The sequence below is a fragment of the Pseudoalteromonas sp. N1230-9 genome, from assembly GCF_032716425.1.
Lineage (GTDB): Bacteria > Pseudomonadota > Gammaproteobacteria > Enterobacterales > Alteromonadaceae > Pseudoalteromonas.
Genome location: NZ_CP090419.1, coordinates 3,109,726 through 3,126,205, shown reverse-complemented (window position 1 = coordinate 3,126,205; position 16,480 = coordinate 3,109,726). Strand labels below are relative to the sequence as shown.

The 16,480-nt window shown below is 41.7% G+C and carries 18 protein-coding genes; 9 read left to right on the top strand and 9 right to left on the bottom strand.

What is annotated here, in order from left to right; all coding sequences use genetic code 11:
- Position 1: 1 nt before the first annotated feature.
- The 6 genes from murC (at position 2) to lpxC (ending at position 6,648) form a co-directional block, all read left to right on the top strand.
- On the top strand, positions 2-1,438 hold the full coding sequence (murC, locus tag LY624_RS14485) for a UDP-N-acetylmuramate--L-alanine ligase (RefSeq protein ID WP_371354518.1): 1,437 nt from the start codon (positions 2-4) through the stop codon (positions 1,436-1,438).
- Positions 1,435-2,355, top strand: coding sequence for a D-alanine--D-alanine ligase (locus tag LY624_RS14480; RefSeq protein WP_341803294.1), 921 nt, complete (start codon positions 1,435-1,437; stop codon positions 2,353-2,355). The genes murC and LY624_RS14480 overlap by 4 nt, the downstream gene beginning before the upstream one ends.
- A 1-nt stretch (position 2,356) precedes the next feature.
- Positions 2,357-3,136: a cell division protein FtsQ/DivIB gene (locus LY624_RS14475; RefSeq protein ID WP_341803293.1), complete on the top strand. Its 780-nt coding sequence runs from the start codon at positions 2,357-2,359 to the stop codon at positions 3,134-3,136.
- The gene (gene ftsA, locus LY624_RS14470; protein WP_062568622.1) at positions 3,133-4,365 is read left to right on the top strand and encodes a cell division protein FtsA; all 1,233 of its coding nucleotides are present in this window, start codon (positions 3,133-3,135) and stop codon (positions 4,363-4,365) included. The genes LY624_RS14475 and ftsA overlap by 4 nt, the downstream gene beginning before the upstream one ends.
- 21 nt (positions 4,366-4,386) lie before the next feature.
- Positions 4,387-5,634, top strand: coding sequence for a cell division protein FtsZ (gene ftsZ, locus LY624_RS14465; protein WP_341803292.1), 1,248 nt, complete (start codon positions 4,387-4,389; stop codon positions 5,632-5,634).
- Positions 5,635-5,736: 102 nt separating this feature from the next.
- Positions 5,737-6,648: a UDP-3-O-acyl-N-acetylglucosamine deacetylase gene (lpxC, locus tag LY624_RS14460; RefSeq protein ID WP_062568624.1), complete on the top strand. Its 912-nt coding sequence runs from the start codon at positions 5,737-5,739 to the stop codon at positions 6,646-6,648.
- A gap of 59 nt (positions 6,649-6,707) precedes the next feature.
- Here lpxC and yjjG read toward each other — a convergent pair whose 3' ends face one another.
- The 3 genes from yjjG to LY624_RS14445 are packed head-to-tail and all read right to left on the bottom strand — an operon-like array spanning position 6,708 to position 8,882.
- Entirely contained in the window at positions 6,708-7,382 is a 675-nt protein-coding gene (yjjG, locus tag LY624_RS14455; protein ID WP_341803291.1) for a pyrimidine 5'-nucleotidase, read from the bottom strand.
- 11 nt (positions 7,383-7,393) lie between these two features.
- On the bottom strand, positions 7,394-7,933 hold the full coding sequence (gene yjjX, locus LY624_RS14450) for an inosine/xanthosine triphosphatase (RefSeq protein WP_341803290.1): 540 nt from the start codon (positions 7,931-7,933) through the stop codon (positions 7,394-7,396).
- Positions 7,934-7,982: 49 nt separating this feature from the next.
- The gene (locus LY624_RS14445; RefSeq protein WP_341803289.1) at positions 7,983-8,882 is read right to left on the bottom strand and encodes a phosphoribulokinase; all 900 of its coding nucleotides are present in this window, start codon (positions 8,880-8,882) and stop codon (positions 7,983-7,985) included.
- 166 nt (positions 8,883-9,048) lie between these two features.
- Here LY624_RS14445 and LY624_RS14440 point away from each other — a divergent pair, with 166 nt between their 5' ends.
- Together LY624_RS14440 and LY624_RS14435 are read left to right on the top strand one after the other, a co-directional pair.
- Positions 9,049-9,918 (top strand): hypothetical protein, encoded by an 870-nt coding sequence (locus tag LY624_RS14440; RefSeq protein ID WP_341803288.1) that lies wholly within the window; start codon positions 9,049-9,051, stop codon positions 9,916-9,918.
- Between the two features lie 64 nt (positions 9,919-9,982).
- Positions 9,983-10,348 (top strand): hypothetical protein, encoded by a 366-nt coding sequence (locus LY624_RS14435; RefSeq protein WP_237120009.1) that lies wholly within the window; start codon positions 9,983-9,985, stop codon positions 10,346-10,348.
- 37 nt (positions 10,349-10,385) lie between these two features.
- Here LY624_RS14435 and LY624_RS14430 read toward each other — a convergent pair whose 3' ends face one another.
- The 6 genes from LY624_RS14430 to LY624_RS14405 all read right to left on the bottom strand — a co-directional run bounded on the left by LY624_RS14430 (position 10,386) and on the right by LY624_RS14405 (position 15,780).
- Positions 10,386-12,956, bottom strand: a complete 2,571-nt coding sequence (locus tag LY624_RS14430) for a M1 family metallopeptidase (RefSeq protein WP_341803287.1) — start codon at positions 12,954-12,956, stop codon at positions 10,386-10,388.
- Between the two features lie 112 nt (positions 12,957-13,068).
- Entirely contained in the window at positions 13,069-13,746 is a 678-nt protein-coding gene (locus tag LY624_RS14425) for a hypothetical protein (protein ID WP_130149408.1), read from the bottom strand.
- A 102-nt stretch (positions 13,747-13,848) separates the two neighbouring features.
- Positions 13,849-14,199, bottom strand: coding sequence for a DUF2750 domain-containing protein (locus tag LY624_RS14420; RefSeq protein WP_062568632.1), 351 nt, complete (start codon positions 14,197-14,199; stop codon positions 13,849-13,851).
- Between the two features lie 16 nt (positions 14,200-14,215).
- Positions 14,216-14,794 (bottom strand): glutathione S-transferase family protein, encoded by a 579-nt coding sequence (locus LY624_RS14415; RefSeq protein WP_130149409.1) that lies wholly within the window; start codon positions 14,792-14,794, stop codon positions 14,216-14,218.
- A 57-nt stretch (positions 14,795-14,851) separates the two neighbouring features.
- Positions 14,852-15,133 (bottom strand): peptidylprolyl isomerase, encoded by a 282-nt coding sequence (locus tag LY624_RS14410; RefSeq protein WP_341803286.1) that lies wholly within the window; start codon positions 15,131-15,133, stop codon positions 14,852-14,854.
- Between the two features lie 77 nt (positions 15,134-15,210).
- Positions 15,211-15,780, bottom strand: coding sequence for a glutathione peroxidase (locus LY624_RS14405; RefSeq protein ID WP_130149410.1), 570 nt, complete (start codon positions 15,778-15,780; stop codon positions 15,211-15,213).
- 73 nt (positions 15,781-15,853) lie between these two features.
- Here LY624_RS14405 and LY624_RS14400 point away from each other — a divergent pair, with 73 nt between their 5' ends.
- Entirely contained in the window at positions 15,854-16,345 is a 492-nt protein-coding gene (locus LY624_RS14400) for a GNAT family N-acetyltransferase (protein ID WP_130149411.1), read from the top strand.
- Positions 16,346-16,480 lie beyond the last annotated feature (135 nt).

The following is a 16,480-nucleotide window of genomic DNA, read 5'->3' as shown; positions in this document are numbered from 1 at the left end:
GATGAAAGAAAACAACACGCGCCCTGCGATGCGTCGTATCGACACCATCCACTTTGTCGGAATTGGCGGTGCAGGGATGGGTGGTATTGCCGAAGTACTTGCTTTTGAAGGTTACCGTATTACTGGCTCTGATATTGCGCACAGTGCGATGACTGAGCGCTTAATTCATGTTGGCGCAGAAGTGTTTATTGGCCATGATGAAAACAATGTAAAAGATGCCAGCGTTGTGGTGGTATCAAGTGCAATCAATGAGCAAAACCCCGAAATTAAAGCGGCCAGAGCAGCGCGTATCCCTATTGTTCGCCGTGCAGAAATGCTTGCTGAGCTAATGCGTTTTCGCCACGGTATTGCTGTGGCAGGAACACACGGTAAAACAACTACAACCAGCTTAATCGCGAGTATTTATGCGCAAGCAGGTCTTGATCCAACCTTTATAATTGGTGGTCTTTTAAATAGCGCAGGTAGTAATGCCAAAGTCGGTAAGAGTGATTTCTTGATTGCAGAAGCCGATGAAAGTGATGCATCATTTTTGCATTTACAACCTATGGTATCGGTGATCACGAATGTTGAAGAAGATCACATGGATACCTATGGTGGCAGCTTAGAGAAGATGAAAGATACCTATGTCGATTTCATCCACAACCTGCCATTTTACGGTCTCGCCGTTGTCTGTATCGATTCAGACGTTGCTGCTGAGCTTATTCCACGTTTTGGCCGCCCAGTGATCACCTATGGTGAGTCAACGGATGCAGATTATAGAATGCTTAACTTCAGTCAAACAGCTAACACATGCTCGTTCGATGTTGTGAATAAACAAGGTGAAAGCTTACCTGTAACTTTAAATATGCCTGGTAAGCACAACGCTTTAAATGCAACAGCGGCTATTGCTGTTGCCAAAGATCAGCATATTGCTAACCAAGCGATTTTAGAGGCGCTTGCGCAGTTTGAAGGAGTGGGTCGTCGTTTTCAGCATTACGGCACTTTTGATAATGAACGTGGTAATGTCATGTTGGTGGACGACTATGGTCATCATCCATCAGAAGTTGCAGCAACCATTGCGGCAGTGCGCGAAGGTTGGCCTGATAAGCGCTTAGTGATGGTTTATCAGCCTCACCGCTATAGCCGTACACGTGACTTGTATGAAGATTTCGTGAAAGTATTGGCAGATGTCGATCAACTTTTATTACTTGATGTGTATTCAGCAGGTGAAGAGCCAATAGTCGGAGCCGATAGTAAGAGTTTATGCCGTAGTTTGCGTCAACGAGGCAAAGAGCCTATTCATGTTGCCAATAGCTCTGAGCTTGCAGGCGTTCTTGCTAACCTTCTGCAAGATAATGATTTAGTATTAACTCAAGGTGCTGGTAACATTGGTCAGTTAGTTAAGACGCTCGCGGCTACTAACTTATCTATTGAACAACTGAAGCAGGTAAATGTATGAGCCAGTTAAGCGACAAATTTGGCAAAGTAGCAGTGCTTTTTGGCGGCACATCTGCGGAACGAGAAGTTTCTCTAAAATCAGGCCAAGCTGTATTGAATGCTTTGCAAAGTGTGGGCGTTGATGCCATTGCTTTTGATCCAAAAGATCAGCCTTTGTGGCAATTAAAAGAGCTAAACATTGAACGTGTGTTCATTGCTCTACATGGTCGCGGTGGTGAAGACGGTACTATTCAAGGTGCTCTTGAGTTTATGGGGATTCCTTATACCGGTAGTGATGTTTTAGGCTCAGCACTGGCGATGGATAAAGTACGCTGTAAACACTTGTTTAAAGCAATGGGCTTAAGTACCGCTCCTTATGCTGTTGTTGATAGCCGCTATGAGTTTGATAGCCAAGCAATTATTAATGAATTTGGCAAAGTGATGGTTAAGCCGTCACATGAAGGCTCAAGCATTGGTATGGCTGAGGCGAGTAACGCAGAGCAACTAGATACTGCGCTCAACGCTGCATTTAAGTTTGATAGTCAAGTGCTTGTTGAGCAGTGGATCACGGGGCGTGAGTTTACCGTTGCTGTGCTTGGACACGATGTTCAGCCGGTCATTGAAATGACCACGCCAAATGGTTTTTATGACTATCAAGCTAAGTATCAGTCAAGTACAACTCAGTACCATTGCCCTGCGGATATATCTGTGCAAGAAACTGAACTGTTGCAAGATATGGCATTAAAAGCATTTGATTTAGTCGGGGCCAGCGGTTGGGGACGTGTCGATGCGATGCGCGATGAGCAAGGTAATTTTTACTTACTCGAAGTCAATACAGTTCCTGGCATGACTGAAAAATCATTGGTACCAATGGCAGCAAAAGCCAACGGAGCGAGTTTTGAGCAATTAGTTGTTCGCATTTTGGAGCAAACCCTTTAATATGCATCACTTTTTAGAAAAAGCACAACAGTTAAAGCAGCGGCTCAATTGGTCGTTGATCTTTGGCGTGAGCTTTTTTCTCATCGTGATTTTTAGTTTGGTTAAAATCACTACCGGTGTGTCAGATTGGTTGGTCGAAAATAAAGATGCGCAAATAAAGCATTTAGCTGTACAAGGTGAGCCTAAGTATACGGATGAAAAGGCAATTATTAGCGCAATAAAAAAAGCCGACTTATCGAGTTTTTTTGAATTGGATGTTAAACATGTGCAACGCTTAGTACAAAGTTTGCCTTGGGTGGCGACTGCATCGGTCAGAAAGCAGTGGCCAGACACCATTCAAGTGTATGTGGTTGAGCATGAAGCGGTTGCACATTGGAATGATGATTTATTGTTAAATCAGTCTGGTGAAGTGTTTCAAGCAAGCAGTGATAAATTACCAAGTACATTACCCAAGCTTTATGGCCCTGAGGGGAGTGAGATAGAAGCATGGACGGCATTTGGTCAATTTAAAGCGATGCTAAAAGTGAATAATTTAGAGCTAACAAGCCTCGCGCTTTCAGAGCGTTTTTCATGGCAGCTGTGGCTTGATAATGGCATTCGCCTTAATTTGGGGCGTAAAGAAAAAGCAAAGCGTGTACAACGTTTTATAGATGTGTATCCGCGCATGGAACAACGTGTAAATGCACAAATTGATGTTGTTGATTTACGGTACGATACCGGTCTTGCAGTGAGCTGGAAGCCACTGCAAGAGGAACAATTAGAAAATAAGAGTAAGGCATGACTAAGTCAGCAGAAAGAAACCTAGTGATTGGATTAGACGTTGGCACCTCAAAGGTAGTGGCCACCGTTGGTGAAATCACCGCAGATAATAAACTCAGCATTGTGGGGGTTGGCAGCCAAGTTTCGCATGGTATGGACAAAGGTGGCGTTAACGACCTTAACCTTGTTTCTGAATCGATTCGTCGCGCTATTGATGAAGCTGAACTAATGGCAGATTGCCGTATCAGCTCTGTTTATTTAGGTATTTCTGGTAAACATATTCAGTGTCAAAACGAAAGCGGCGTGGTTGCGATTAACAACACTGAAGTCACAGATGAAGATATTGAGAATGTGATTCACATTGCACGCTCAGTGCCTATTTCAGCTGAACGCAAAATGCTGCATGCGTTACCGCAAGAATACAGCATTGATATGCAAGAGGGGATTAAAAACCCATTAGGCATGAGTGGGGTACGTATGGAAGCGCGTGCGCACATCATTACTTGCTCAAATGACATGGCTAAAAACATAGAAAAATGTGTTGAGCGCTGTGGGTTAGAAGTTGATCAACTGATATTTACGGCATTAGCGTCATGCTATTCCGTTCTGACAGATGATGAAAAAGAGCTGGGTGTGGCTGTTATGGATATCGGTGGCGGAACGATGGATATCACCATTTATATTAATGGTGCACTTCGTCACTCAGCAGTTATTCCGGTTGCGGGCAATCAGGTGACTGGCGATATTGCAAAAATATTTAGAACACCTATATCGCATGCTGAATCACTCAAAGTACAATATGCGTGTGCAAGCAGCCAAATGGCAAGCAATGAAGACACCATTGAAGTGCCGAGTGTGGGTGGTCGACCTGCACGTATTATGTCGCGCCATACCTTATCTGAGGTAGTTGAGCCACGATTTAGAGAATTATTTGAGTTGGCAATGGAAGAAATACGCCGCTCAGGTTTAGAAGACCAAATTGCTGCCGGTCTTGTCATTACTGGCGGGACGGCAAAAATGACAGGTGCAATGGAGGTGGCAGAAGACATTTTCCAAATGCCTGTAAGAATTGGCAAACCAATTGGGATAGTTGGTTTGACAGATTATGTTGATGATCCTTCGTACGCAACCGCTGTTGGTTTGTTACAATACGGCCGTACAATGCAATCGATGAATGCACAAAAGTCGAAAGCAGAAGGTGATAATAATTGGTGGAACCGTATTACGAAGTGGTTCCAAGGTGAGTTTTAAGACTCAAGTCGGAGAGTAAAGATGTTTGATATAATGGAACAGCACAGCGAAGAAGCTGTCATTAAAGTAATTGGCGTGGGCGGTGGCGGCGGTAACGCTGTCGAGCACATGGTAAAACAACAAATTGAAGGTGTACGCTTCATTGCGGCGAATACGGATGCACAAGCACTGCGTAATTCATCAGCAGATGTCACGGTACAGCTAGGTACACAAATCACTTCTGGTTTAGGTGCTGGAGCCAACCCTGAAGTGGGTCGTAATTCGGCGGAAGAAGATGCTGAAACAATCCGTGCAAGCCTTGAAGGTGCTGACATGGTATTTATCGCAGCGGGCATGGGCGGTGGTACTGGTACCGGTGCGGCTCCTGTGGTTGCTAAAATTGCTAAAGAGTTAGGGATCTTAACTGTTGCAGTAGTAACACGCCCATTTGACTTTGAAGGTAAAAAGCGTGCCGCAGCGGCTGAACAAGGTATTAATGAATTGTCAGAAACTGTTGATTCACTTATTACAATTCCGAACAATAAATTGCTTAAAGTTTTAGGCAAAGGCACTACACTATTAGATGCCTTCGCAAAAGCTAATGACGTGTTATTTGGTGCGGTTCAAGGTATTGCAGAATTAATCACACGCTCTGGTCTAATCAACGTGGATTTCGCCGACGTACGTACTGTTATGTCAGCGATGGGGACTGCGATGATGGGTACTGCGTCAGCATCTGGTCCTGACCGTGCGCAAGAAGCAGCAGAAGCCGCTATTTCAAGCCCATTACTTGAAGATGTCGATTTAACAGGTGCTAAAGGCATTCTAGTTAATATCACAGCAGGTATGGATATTGCGATTGAAGAGTTTGAGATTGTTGGTAATCACGTTAAAGCGCTTGCGTCAGAAAATGCAACGGTGGTTGTCGGTGCGGTAATTGACCCTGAAATGAGTGATGAGTTACGCGTTACTGTCGTTGCAACAGGTTTAGGTGGCGAGCGTCGTCCACAGTTTGGTATTGTTGATAATGGCTTTAAAAAAGCATCGGGTTCAGATGTGCAAAGCACAACAAGCCAATCTACTAGCAGCATGTACGTGCCAAGCTTTGCAAGCCAAGGTAGTAGCGACGATGTAAGCGTGTCAGCAAGTGTTGATAAGCAAGAATCTGTGAAGCAAAGTACAACAAGTAGTTCAGTATCAAGTAATACTGAAAGCAGTAAAAAATCTGATAAGTCAGAGGGTGGCGATTATTTCGACATTCCAGCGTTTTTGAGAAAACAAGCTGACTAAGATTTTTTTATGGTATTTTGCCTGAAAAGTAAACAAATTTGGCAGTTGAGTGTATTTATGATACAATCCGCCGTCTAACTGTAACTATAAGTGAGCGAACCTATGATTAAACAGCGTACGATTGCAGAAGTAGTCAAAGCCATAGGAATTGGACTTCATAAAGGTGAGAAGGTCACTATTACTCTCCGACCTGCGAGCGCAAATACTGGGATTGTATTTCGTCGTGTGGACCTTGACCCGGTTGTTGATTTTGAAACAACACCTGAAGCCGTTGGCGATACGCAATTGTGTACCTGTTTAACAAATAAAGATGGTGTTCGCTTATCAACGACTGAGCACCTTATTGCTGCCGTTGCGGCAATGGGGATTGATAATCTAATTGTTGAATTAGATAGCTCAGAAGTGCCGATTATGGATGGTAGTGCATTACCATTCATCTACTTGTTACAAAAAGGCGGCATTAAAGAAGTAAATGCAGCTAAGCGCTTTATTCGTATTAAAGAAAAAGTACGTATTGAAGAAGGCGATAAGTGGGCTGAAATAGAACCCTATGATGGTTTTCACATCGACTTTGAAATTGCGTTTGATCACCCAGCGATCAATGAAAGCCGCCAACGTATCGGTTTAGATATTACTACGCAGAGCTTCACTGAAGAAATCAGCCGTGCACGTACTTTTGGCTTTATGAAAGATATCGAGTATATGCATGCTAATAACCTAGCATTAGGTGGTAGCATGGATAACGCAGTTGTTTTGGATGACTTTAAAGTACTAAATCCAAACGGCTTACGTTATAGCGATGAGTTTGTTAAACACAAAATCTTAGACTGTGTCGGCGACATGTTTATGACTGGCCACAACATTCTAGGTAAAATCACGGCTTATAAATCAGGCCATGATTTAAACAATAAACTACTTCGTAAAATTATGGCAACTGAGTCAGCATGGGAGTGGGCAACATTTGAGACCCCAGTGACTATGCCTGCACCTGGCCTAGAAGTAGCGACAGCTTAATCGCAAGCATATTACAGTTATAAAAAATGACGCTTTTAGCGTCATTTTTTTTGCCTTGCTTATAATCCAAGAATAGCTTCAAGCTCTACTAACTGCTTGATTTGATAAGTTGGTTTAATATCTTCAGGTAATAGAACACCTGGGTGTTGCAACCAGCACGTATCGATACCCACATTATGACCCCCCAAAATATCGCTGGCCGCTGTATCACCAACCATTAAGATTTGCTCTTTTGGCGGATTGCCCATTAATTGAAACGTGTGCTGAAAAATTTCAGGAGCAGGCTTTGCTTTACCTACTAACTCTGAAATAACGAGCCAATCAAACATATCTTGTAAACCTGTATGCTCTAGGCGTTTTTGCTGTAATTTTGCAAAGCCATTAGTAATAATCCCCAGCTTTGCATGCGGCTTTAACTTTGCCAACAACTCAACAGCACCAGGTAGTGGTACACAAATTGATGCCATTGCATCTAAAAAGCCATCGTTGAGAGTTTTAGCGGGAACATTAAGTTTGTTAGCCCACTGGGTAAAACGGGTTATTTGTAGCTCACTGGCAGTGATCTCATGCTTTTGATAGGCAACCCAAAGAGGTTTATTAGTGGCTTGGTAATGCTGATAGTCTGCATCAGTAAATTCTACGCCATAATTGGCGAACATCACCTTTAACCCTTCAAATGCATTAAAACTGAATAGGGTTTCATCGGCATCGAATAATACGTGGCTATACTTCATGGTTATCCTAACTACTGATTAAATAAGCTCGGGTGTAAAAATGGCGCCATTGCTAGTGTAAGCGCTTGTGTATAGGTGCTTTCACGGGTAGCAAGGTGATTGGTTAATAAGCCAATAGCGCCCCCTTGTTGTTTGATATTAACGGTATTGAACGCATCATCCATGACGTCACCCAGTTCTTTACCGGCCAGTAAGGCATCGTAAAAAGATTGCGGTAAGGGGAGGTTACTACTGCGACCAACACTAAATTGTTGTTTATTTGCAATAACCACAAAGGCAAAGGTTGCTGCACCATAACTAAACTGTTCTGCGCCACCTTCCATCGCTGCATAAAAGTCAGCGTCAAAGTGAGTTTGGCAGTACTTTACACGGTTTTCAGCACCTATGCGGGTCTCATCTTCACCTAGCGGCTGATCAGGCACGCCAGATGGCGCATGTTCACCTTTGCATTCAATGATATGGTCTGGGAAGTAAAGGCTAAAGACATGTTTAGCTGCGTTAATTTTAACAGGGTTCTTTGAACCGACAATAACACGTAATGTTTCTTTCAAGCTGACGACTCCATCATTCCTAGTTAAGTCAGCAGTGTACCCGAGTGATTTAAATCGGCAAGTCAACTGGGGCTAAATTTTCCAGCGCACGTTTTTTCAAAATGATGTCTTTGATTAGCGGTGTTAAAACAAGTTCCATCGCCAAACCCATTTTCCCACCTGGTACAACGAGGGTGTTTATACGTGACATAAAACTACCTTCAATCATGCGTAGATAATATGGAAAATCTACATCTTCAATGCCACGAAAACGGATAACAACAAAGCTTTCGTCTAGTGACGGAATATCTTTAGCGCTAAATGGGTTTGAAGTATCAACCGTTGGCACGCGCTGGAAGTTAATATGAGTACGTGAGAATTGTGGTGTAATGTGGTTGATGTAGTCGTCCATACTGCGCACAATTGAGCCCATGACAGCCTCGCGAGAGTGGCCTCGTTCTGAGGTATCACGGATTAGTTTTTGGATCCATTCAAGGTTGATGATAGGCACCATGCCAATCAATAAATCGACATGCTTAGCAACATCATGATTCTCATCGACAGCACCACCATGTAGACCTTCATAGAACAAGATATCTGTATTTGATTCTAAATCTTGCCAAGGTGTAAAGGTTCCCGGTAATTGGTTATAAGGAACCGCTTCGTCGAAAGTATGTAAGTAGCGTCTAATTTTTCCTTGGCCAGTTTCACCATATTGGTAGAATAATTCTTCGAGTGCACCAAAGTCGTTAGCTTCACGACCAAAATAGCTTATGTGCTTGCCCTCTTGCTGTGCTTCACGAACTTTTTTATCCATTTCAGGACGCGTATAACGATGAAAGCTATCACCCTCGATAAAGGCCGCATCAATATTTAAGCTTCTAAAGATATGCTTAATGGCATTCGTGGTGGTGGTTGTGCCTGCACCAGATGAGCCGGTAATTGCGATAATTGGGTGTTTAGCTGACATAATTGTTCTCGTTATTAGTGAAGTCGTGTTATTTGCTCAAGCACTTAGTTAAAGTAACAAAAAACAAACACGCCTTAGTTATAAAGGTCGAGTATAGTAAGGTCAAGTGACTGGCCAATTAAATAACGCTATCATGAGCGAATAAAAATTAAAACGAGAGAGCAACATGAAATTAATTTCGCCTTTATTTTTTGCACTGACAAGTACATTTTTATCAAGTGCAGTGGATGCTGCGATGCCGAAAAGCGAAATATTATTAGCTGATCTGGATACACCTTATGGCATGAAGGTGTCTCGTATTACCGATGATACAAGCTATAACAATCAACCATTTTTGATTGACCAAGGTGTTTATTATACCCATGAAGTAATTGCTGAGCAGGGGCAATCACAAACTGACTTGTATTATTTTGATTTTGCCAGTCAAAGTGCCTTTAACCTAACCAATTCTCCTGTTAGTGAATATTCACCTACTTTAATGCCTGACAAACAGGCTTTATCAGCCATCGTGGTGGAAAAGGATGGTAAGCAAAAATTGTGGCAATACCCTTTAAAATCAGACCAACAAGCGAGTCGTATTTTTGAATGGATTGAGCCTGTTGGCTACCATGCTTGGGGAGCCGACAATGATCTTGTTATGTTTATTTTGGGGGAACCACATACCTTACAATACACATCACTCGCTGCTGCTAAACCTCAAGTTATTGCCGGTGATATTGGTCGTACACTTATTTTTGATAAACACACAAACAGCTTTTTGTTTAGCTACAAAAAAGATAACCAGCATTGGTTGGCGCGCTTTTCACCTAAAACGAGTGAAGTTGCTGATTTATTTCGATTACCTGAAGCAGTACAAGATTTTACATTAGTGAATGAGCACACCGTGGCGTATGCAGTTCAAAGCCGTATTTATAAACGTGATTTGACTGATGCAGGGGGGGTATCGCAGTGGCTTGATTTAGGTCGTTATTGTGAAACCTCAATTACACGATTAAGTTATCATAATCGTAAGCTTGCATTTGTGTGTAATAAATAAGTAACGATTTTCAACAGATTACTGTACTGTATTTATTATTGATCATTTTTAACAAGGCGCGCACTTGTCTTTATCTGCAGCACAACTTAGTGAACAGCTTATAAAATTAGGCTGTCGTAGTAACTTTAAAATAAAAAATATTAACGAGTTCATGCTTGCTCACTCCAAAGAGGCGTTTTATGTGCATGAGCAAAGTGGTCAGGCTAAATTAATTATAAGGCCTGCTTTTGAAGTGTTTAGCGCTGATTTTGAAGCTTTGGAAGGTATCTCTAGAGTTAAAGATTACTTTCATAGTAGTGAAATGACACGTTTCCCTACACGGATTTATAAAAGTGCTCAGCCCATTCATTATGGCGTTGCTTTTAAAGTGACAACCACTCAAGCCGTTGAATTATTTATTAAGCAGCTAAGTACTATTTTAGCACAATGATAAGGGCCACACATGTGGCCCTTATTTAACGTGGTTGTTAGCGTTTAAGAAAACTATTCACTGAGCTTAGCTCACGTTTCTTAAGTGCGATACAATCATTCACTCCTTCCTCTAACTTGCTCAAAGTGCGAGCATAGCCAGGTTGTTCAGAAATTTTATCTGTAAAGAAGGTTTTTGTTTTTTCTAGGCTTTTCGCATCACAGTTTGCGGTTGTGAAAAACGGCAAGTTTGGAACAAAGAAAGGCGGTAAGCTCTTAGTGATAGCATCGTAATTTTTGTAGATCCAATCAATGAACAATGCTTGGCGTTCTTTACCATAACTTAGGCCACCTAATAATGTTCGCATATCTGAGGCCGTTACTTCATCTGTTAGGCTATAATCTAATACCGCTTTTTGTAGCTCAGGCTTTCCGAAATACCCCATCGCAGCTAGCATCTTAGTACGTACTTGCGGGTCTTTGGTTGTTTTAAAGGTTTGCTTGTACTTTTCAAGGAGCTTTGCATCGCCGTGATAGGCTGCTAAATTTAGGTAGGTTGAAGCTAAATATGGGTCAACATTTTCAGGGTTATTCAAATAAAGCGCTGCTTGTGCTTTTGCTGTATCAATCACTTTTTGATCTTCGCCATCAAAACCTAAACGGCTAATAACCTGTGCGCGTAATTGTGATACAGCAGCATCTTCATTCACTTTTGCTGTTAGACCGTATTGCTTCGCCGCTGGTGCAATGCTGTTACGGATAAATTTAGGCCATAAATCACGGTTGCTGTCATCTTCAAATACACGTTTTTGCGACGCTAAATAACCAAGGGCTGTATTAGCAACAAGCGGGTGCGCATCGCTTACGAATGCTTCAAGGGTTTGCATTAGATTTGCAGCAGAAATAACGCCTGCATCTAATAGGGAGTCTACCGCCGAAAGAAGCGCTAAGCGCTCTCGCACGGTTAGCTTATCCGCTGCGTTGTCGAGTAGGGCACTAAACTGTGCGTCATCTAATAGCCAGCGGTAATAACCCATGGCGCCTTGATCTGGATAAATCCACTCAGGTTCAAAATCGAGGGTTAGCTGTTGTGTCTCTTTGTTCAGTAATATATTGGCTGTTTCAACTTTATCGCCTGCACCATATTTAATTGCAACCGGAACATTCCACAGTTGTCCTGGCGCATCAACACCGGCATTCACAAAGCGGCTTTGGCTAATATTAATTTTCTTACCGTCTTGGGTTACTTTGATAAGTGGGAAAGATGATTGTTCGATAAACGATTTTAGTACACTTGCAACGTCTTTATTCGAGGCTTCGCCTAATGCTTGCCAAAGGTCTGCTGCTTCTGCATTTTTATATGAGAACTTCTTCAAGTAAGCTTGAATACCTTGCTGGAATGCTTCTTCGCCAATCCAGTTCTCCACCATTGAAAGCACCGCACTGCCTTTACTGTAAGCAAGGCCAAGGCCATCCATGATGTCAGCTTCGGTTTTTATTGGCTTACGAATAGGCTTAGTACTTAAGCGTGCATCGAGTGCCATTACATGGTTTTGTGGTAAGTCTAGGTGTGACTCAAACTCAGGGTTGATTTGTGCGGTGATTTTCGCAGCCATCCAGCTTGCAAACGCTTCGTTTAACCATAAATCATTCCACCATTTCATGGTGACTAGGTTACCGTACCATTGGTGAGCTAATTCATGGGCAATGATTGATACATTGCGCTCTTTTTTACTACGTGTTGCAGTGGCAAGGTCGACTAGAAGAATATCTTCACGGTAAGTAACAAGGCCTGCATTTTCCATCGCGCCAAATGGGAATTCTGGTACCGCAACTGAATCCAGTTTTTTATAAACGTATGGGATGCCAAAGTAATCTTCCAGTGCTTTTAATACGCGCGGCATGTTTTCTTTTGCGTAATCAGCAAGGTGAATTTTACCTTGCGGTGTCAGTACACGACCAGGAATTGGCATGCCTTTAATTTCAAGCTCTTCAAATGGGCCTACAGCCATTGCTACTAAGTAAGAAGGAATAGGCGGCGTTTTATCAAAAAAGTGTGTTGTCATCTCGCCATCAACCTTGGTTTTTAATACTGGTGTGTTGGCATACACTTTTTGAGATGTTGGCGCTGTGATTGTTAGCTGGAATGGAATTTTATAGCTAGGCTCGTCAAATACAGGGAATGCACGGCGGGCATCGCTCATTTCAAATTGAGTAAATAGGTAAGGCGTACCCTGATCAAGCGTTTTATATAAACCGACACTTTGACGGTTGTAAGGTGCTGTAAAATCAATCTTTAAAGTGTATTTACCAGGCTGAATTTTTTCATCACAGGTGAATTTAACTTTACCTGTTTTTAGCATTTCAGCACTGAGGTCGCAGTTCTCTGCACCTAAAATCTTGGCCATACTCACAGCGTAATCAATACCGTTTAGTTCGATATAATTCGTTGCTTTAAGTACTTCAAGGGCAATGTCGGTATGACCAGAAAAATTGTCTTTTGCAGGATCAAGCGTAAGTTTTACTTGTTGTGAGCTAGGCTTGGCAAGCTTTTCGATAACATATTCATTGGCATGGGCTGAGCTAACAGCAAGTGCAACACTCACTGTTAATAGACTTTTTAAGAACATAAGTATCCCTGATTTTTTGTTGTTAGAAAGGCACCTGCTATGAGGGGCGAAATACCATGCTATCAGGTTTTAATTTGAACAGTAATAAATAGTTAGTAACAAAGTTTGTCAGCTAATGATGGCGGTCGATGAAGCGTTGCCAATGTAGTTGCGGGTTGATTTGTCGCACATTTTGTAGCACGGTGTTTAATAGTGGCATATCCGTAAAACGTTGCTCGTTGAAATCTTTAAAACCAAGTAAGTAGTTAAAGGCATCTTTGCTGTTTGCTTGCAGTGCATGAATACGAATTTGTTGTTCAAAGTTGAGCCGTAAGCTACTAATCGCCGTTTTCATTCCTTGTTGGTCAACACTGGGAATAGCACATTTTTGTAAATAACCAGCACGTTCACCTTCACCGGAAAACCAAATGCGTACTTTTTCGCTATAGCGGCCTGACTTAGCCGGTAAATCAAACATTAACCGTTGTTGGTTTTGTTCGCTTAAAAAATTTAAGTATTGATCAAGTCCTGCATTAAGTAATGCATTGTGGATGGGCACATAGCGTGGTTTTATCTTACCATGAGTGTGAAAATCAAAGCAGCGAATACCATCACAAGTGGTAATGTTATCTAGAGTTAAATGACCAATTTCATCGCTGTAGGCACCGGTGTAATAAGCAAACAAAGGCAGCCAAAAGTGCCAGTGCTTTGCTTGCTCACGAGGAAGGCGTTGATCACTGTAGATGTAACCGTTATACAGGGTATGTAATTCCATGGCCGAAAAGGGCCGGCGACCGAGATGGGACTTCAACCTAATACCTTGATAATAAAGACGCTTTAAAGAGTATACCTGAACAACGTTTAGTTTCCAGCCTAACGACACTACGATAGTGAACGTAGTGCCGTGATAGGGTTAGTCACAAAGCGCTTTAGCAAGTCCCACAGGCTCGATTTCTACACAGACTTGGTCATCATTCCAGTTTAAACCAACCAGTGCATCATCTTCGTTTAGGTCTTCAACCCATTCATCAAGAAACTCGTCTAAGCCAATTTCAACTGGCGTATAGTCTTGCCATTCGTCTTTGCATTGTGCTTTGGCGGCGTCTTCGGTGCCCCAAAGTAATAGGACATCAGTGTCGCTAAATTGGTTTGACTCACAGACAACAAAACCACCATCTTCGGCACCGAGTGCCCACATTGTCTCGTTGAGACGAACTTTTTCAACGAAGCTTACTAATTCTGATTCAATTTCGATATCGCTCATTTGCCTAACCCTTATCTTATTTTCGTGGATCTGTTTGTTGTACCGCCGCTTTATCGGCGAATTCATGATAAAAACCAACTAACTTTTCTAGTTGGCTAAAATCAGTTAATTCGCGGAAGCGGATCCAATCTAGCAAGCAGTATAAACTGATGTTGAGGTATTCACAGCTTTTAAATACTGGCTCAGATAAATGATTATTTAAATAGGTTAATGTTTCAGCAATTCGTTCATTCTGTAAATTAAAAAACAGTTTGTCAGTGTGTGTATCGAACCCTGAGCGTTGGCATAGTAGTATTTCTACTAATGAGTCATTACAGGCATTAATGATGGTAAGAAAGTTTTCTTGTCGCCAACTCAACAGTGGCTGATTTGTTTTTTCGAGTAGGTAGCGAATAATTGAATTTGAATCGTATAAGCTAAAGCCATTATCAATAAGGATAGGAATTTTTCTTGCAGGGCTATGAGTTATCATCGTCTGCCTATCTTGCTCAGAAAATATATCTAGATTTTTAAATACTAAAGCAAGTCCATTTAAGTCAGCCCATATTCGAATACGTCTAACAAAGGGAGAAGTTGTTGAACCGAGTAATTCCATGATGATCTCCTGTCGAAAAAAAAGCCGCTGTAAGCGGCTCATTTATTGGTATTTGTATCAATCTGTACGGCTGGTGACTTCAAGTAAGTGATAACCGAACTGAGTCTGAACAGGGCCTTGTACTTGGTTTACTGGAGCTGAGAATACCACTTTATCGAATTCTGGCACCATCATCCCTGGTCCAAACTCACCTAATGCACCGCCATCTTGACCTGATGGGCAATTTGAGTGAGCTCGTGCAAGATCTGCAAAGTTTGCACCCTGTTCTATTTGCTGTTTTAAGTCTAAACAGTGTGCTTCACTGTCTACTAAGATATGCCTCGCGCTGGCTACTGCCATAATTACTCCCCACAATGTGTGTTTTTATGAATTAAATGAATAGTCTAGTTCAATATTTAATGAACGAACAATTAAATTTATTGTGTAGCTAGCTCTGTTTCTATAGCTTTGCGCAATTTCTCTGATTGCGGTTTAGTTTTGCTGTTAAAGCGCGTCACCGTTTTTCTGTCGGCGGAAACGAGATACTTATAAAAATTCCAGTTTGGTGAGCTAGTTACCTTATTTAAATGTTGGAATACAGGGTTTGCGCCGCTGCCTCTCACTTCGCTGGTCGCGAACATATTGAACGTGACTCCGTAGTTTATGAAACATACATCGGCAGTCTCTTTTTCATCATCTTCTTCTTGGAAAAAATCATCAGACGGAAAACCCAAAATAACTAAGCCTTGGTCTTTATATTCTTTGTTTAGTGCTTCTAAGCCCTCAAACTGCGGGGTGAAACCACAGTTGCTTGCGGTATTAACGATTAGCAATGGTTTGTCTTTAAATTGGCATAGGTTTATCGTTTCTTTGGAACGAAGCTTCCGTAATTCAACATTAGTGAAATCATCACATTGTGTTTGTGTTGTGTTTGATGATGCGGGCGTTTGAGCTGCAACCTGAGTGGTTAAAAGAGTTGCACTAAGTAACAAAGCAAATTTATACATGGTTATTTCCTGCTAGTTTTTCCAATCGAATATACGCTAATATGCGCAAAAGTGATCACCAAATATTCGTTTTATGACTATTCGTACAGCAACTTATGATGATTTAGCGGCAATTGTCGCAATCTATAATGAAACAATCCCAGGACGTATGGTAACAGCAGATACCGAAGAGGTAACTGTTGCAGATAAAGAAGCATGGTTCTTATCCCATTCTATTAATCGGCCTATTTTCGTATATGAACAAGAAGGGAAGGTTTTAGCATGGATAAGTTACAAGTCTTTTTACGGACGACCCGCTTACGATGGCACTGTTGAAGTGAGCATTTATATTACCGCAAGTGCACAAGGAAAAGGGCTAGGAAAACAATTGCTGACATTCGCAGAGACCCATGCAAGCACACTTAAAATAAAAGTACTTTTGGCATTTATTTTTAGTCATAACCTACCGAGTATTAAGCTCTTTAATTTATTTAATTATAAAGTATGGGGTGAATTGCCGAATGTGGCAATTATGGATGAAAAGCCTTACAGCTTAACTATTTTGGGAAAACATTTAGATTCATAGTTTGTTCATAAACTAATAAAAAAATACGGTGTAAATTGTGCTGCATCGTTTTTTTTCGACTACGCTAATTAAGTAACATGATTAAGTGGGCGTAGTGTAAAGTGCGAAAGATATTAATTGTTGATAGTAATAGTG

Coding starts and splice junctions, on each gene's coding strand:
- murC (WP_371354518.1), top strand. CDS start 2: ATGAAAGAAAACAACACGCGCCCTGCGATGCGTCGTATCGACACCATC.
- LY624_RS14480 (WP_341803294.1), top strand. CDS start 1,435: ATGAGCCAGTTAAGCGACAAATTTGGCAAAGTAGCAGTGCTTTTTGGC.
- LY624_RS14475 (WP_341803293.1), top strand. CDS start 2,357: ATGCATCACTTTTTAGAAAAAGCACAACAGTTAAAGCAGCGGCTCAAT.
- ftsA (WP_062568622.1), top strand. CDS start 3,133: ATGACTAAGTCAGCAGAAAGAAACCTAGTGATTGGATTAGACGTTGGC.
- ftsZ (WP_341803292.1), top strand. CDS start 4,387: ATGTTTGATATAATGGAACAGCACAGCGAAGAAGCTGTCATTAAAGTA.
- lpxC (WP_062568624.1), top strand. CDS start 5,737: ATGATTAAACAGCGTACGATTGCAGAAGTAGTCAAAGCCATAGGAATT.
- yjjG (WP_341803291.1), bottom strand. CDS start 7,382: ATGAAGTATAGCCACGTATTATTCGATGCCGATGAAACCCTATTCAGT.
- LY624_RS14445 (WP_341803289.1), bottom strand. CDS start 8,882: ATGTCAGCTAAACACCCAATTATCGCAATTACCGGCTCATCTGGTGCA.
- LY624_RS14440 (WP_341803288.1), top strand. CDS start 9,049: ATGAAATTAATTTCGCCTTTATTTTTTGCACTGACAAGTACATTTTTA.
- LY624_RS14430 (WP_341803287.1), bottom strand. CDS start 12,956: ATGTTCTTAAAAAGTCTATTAACAGTGAGTGTTGCACTTGCTGTTAGC.
- LY624_RS14420 (WP_062568632.1), bottom strand. CDS start 14,199: ATGAGCGATATCGAAATTGAATCAGAATTAGTAAGCTTCGTTGAAAAA.
- LY624_RS14415 (WP_130149409.1), bottom strand. CDS start 14,794: ATGGAATTACTCGGTTCAACAACTTCTCCCTTTGTTAGACGTATTCGA.
- LY624_RS14410 (WP_341803286.1), bottom strand. CDS start 15,133: ATGGCAGTAGCCAGCGCGAGGCATATCTTAGTAGACAGTGAAGCACAC.
- LY624_RS14405 (WP_130149410.1), bottom strand. CDS start 15,780: ATGTATAAATTTGCTTTGTTACTTAGTGCAACTCTTTTAACCACTCAG.
- LY624_RS14400 (WP_130149411.1), top strand. CDS start 15,854: ATGACTATTCGTACAGCAACTTATGATGATTTAGCGGCAATTGTCGCA.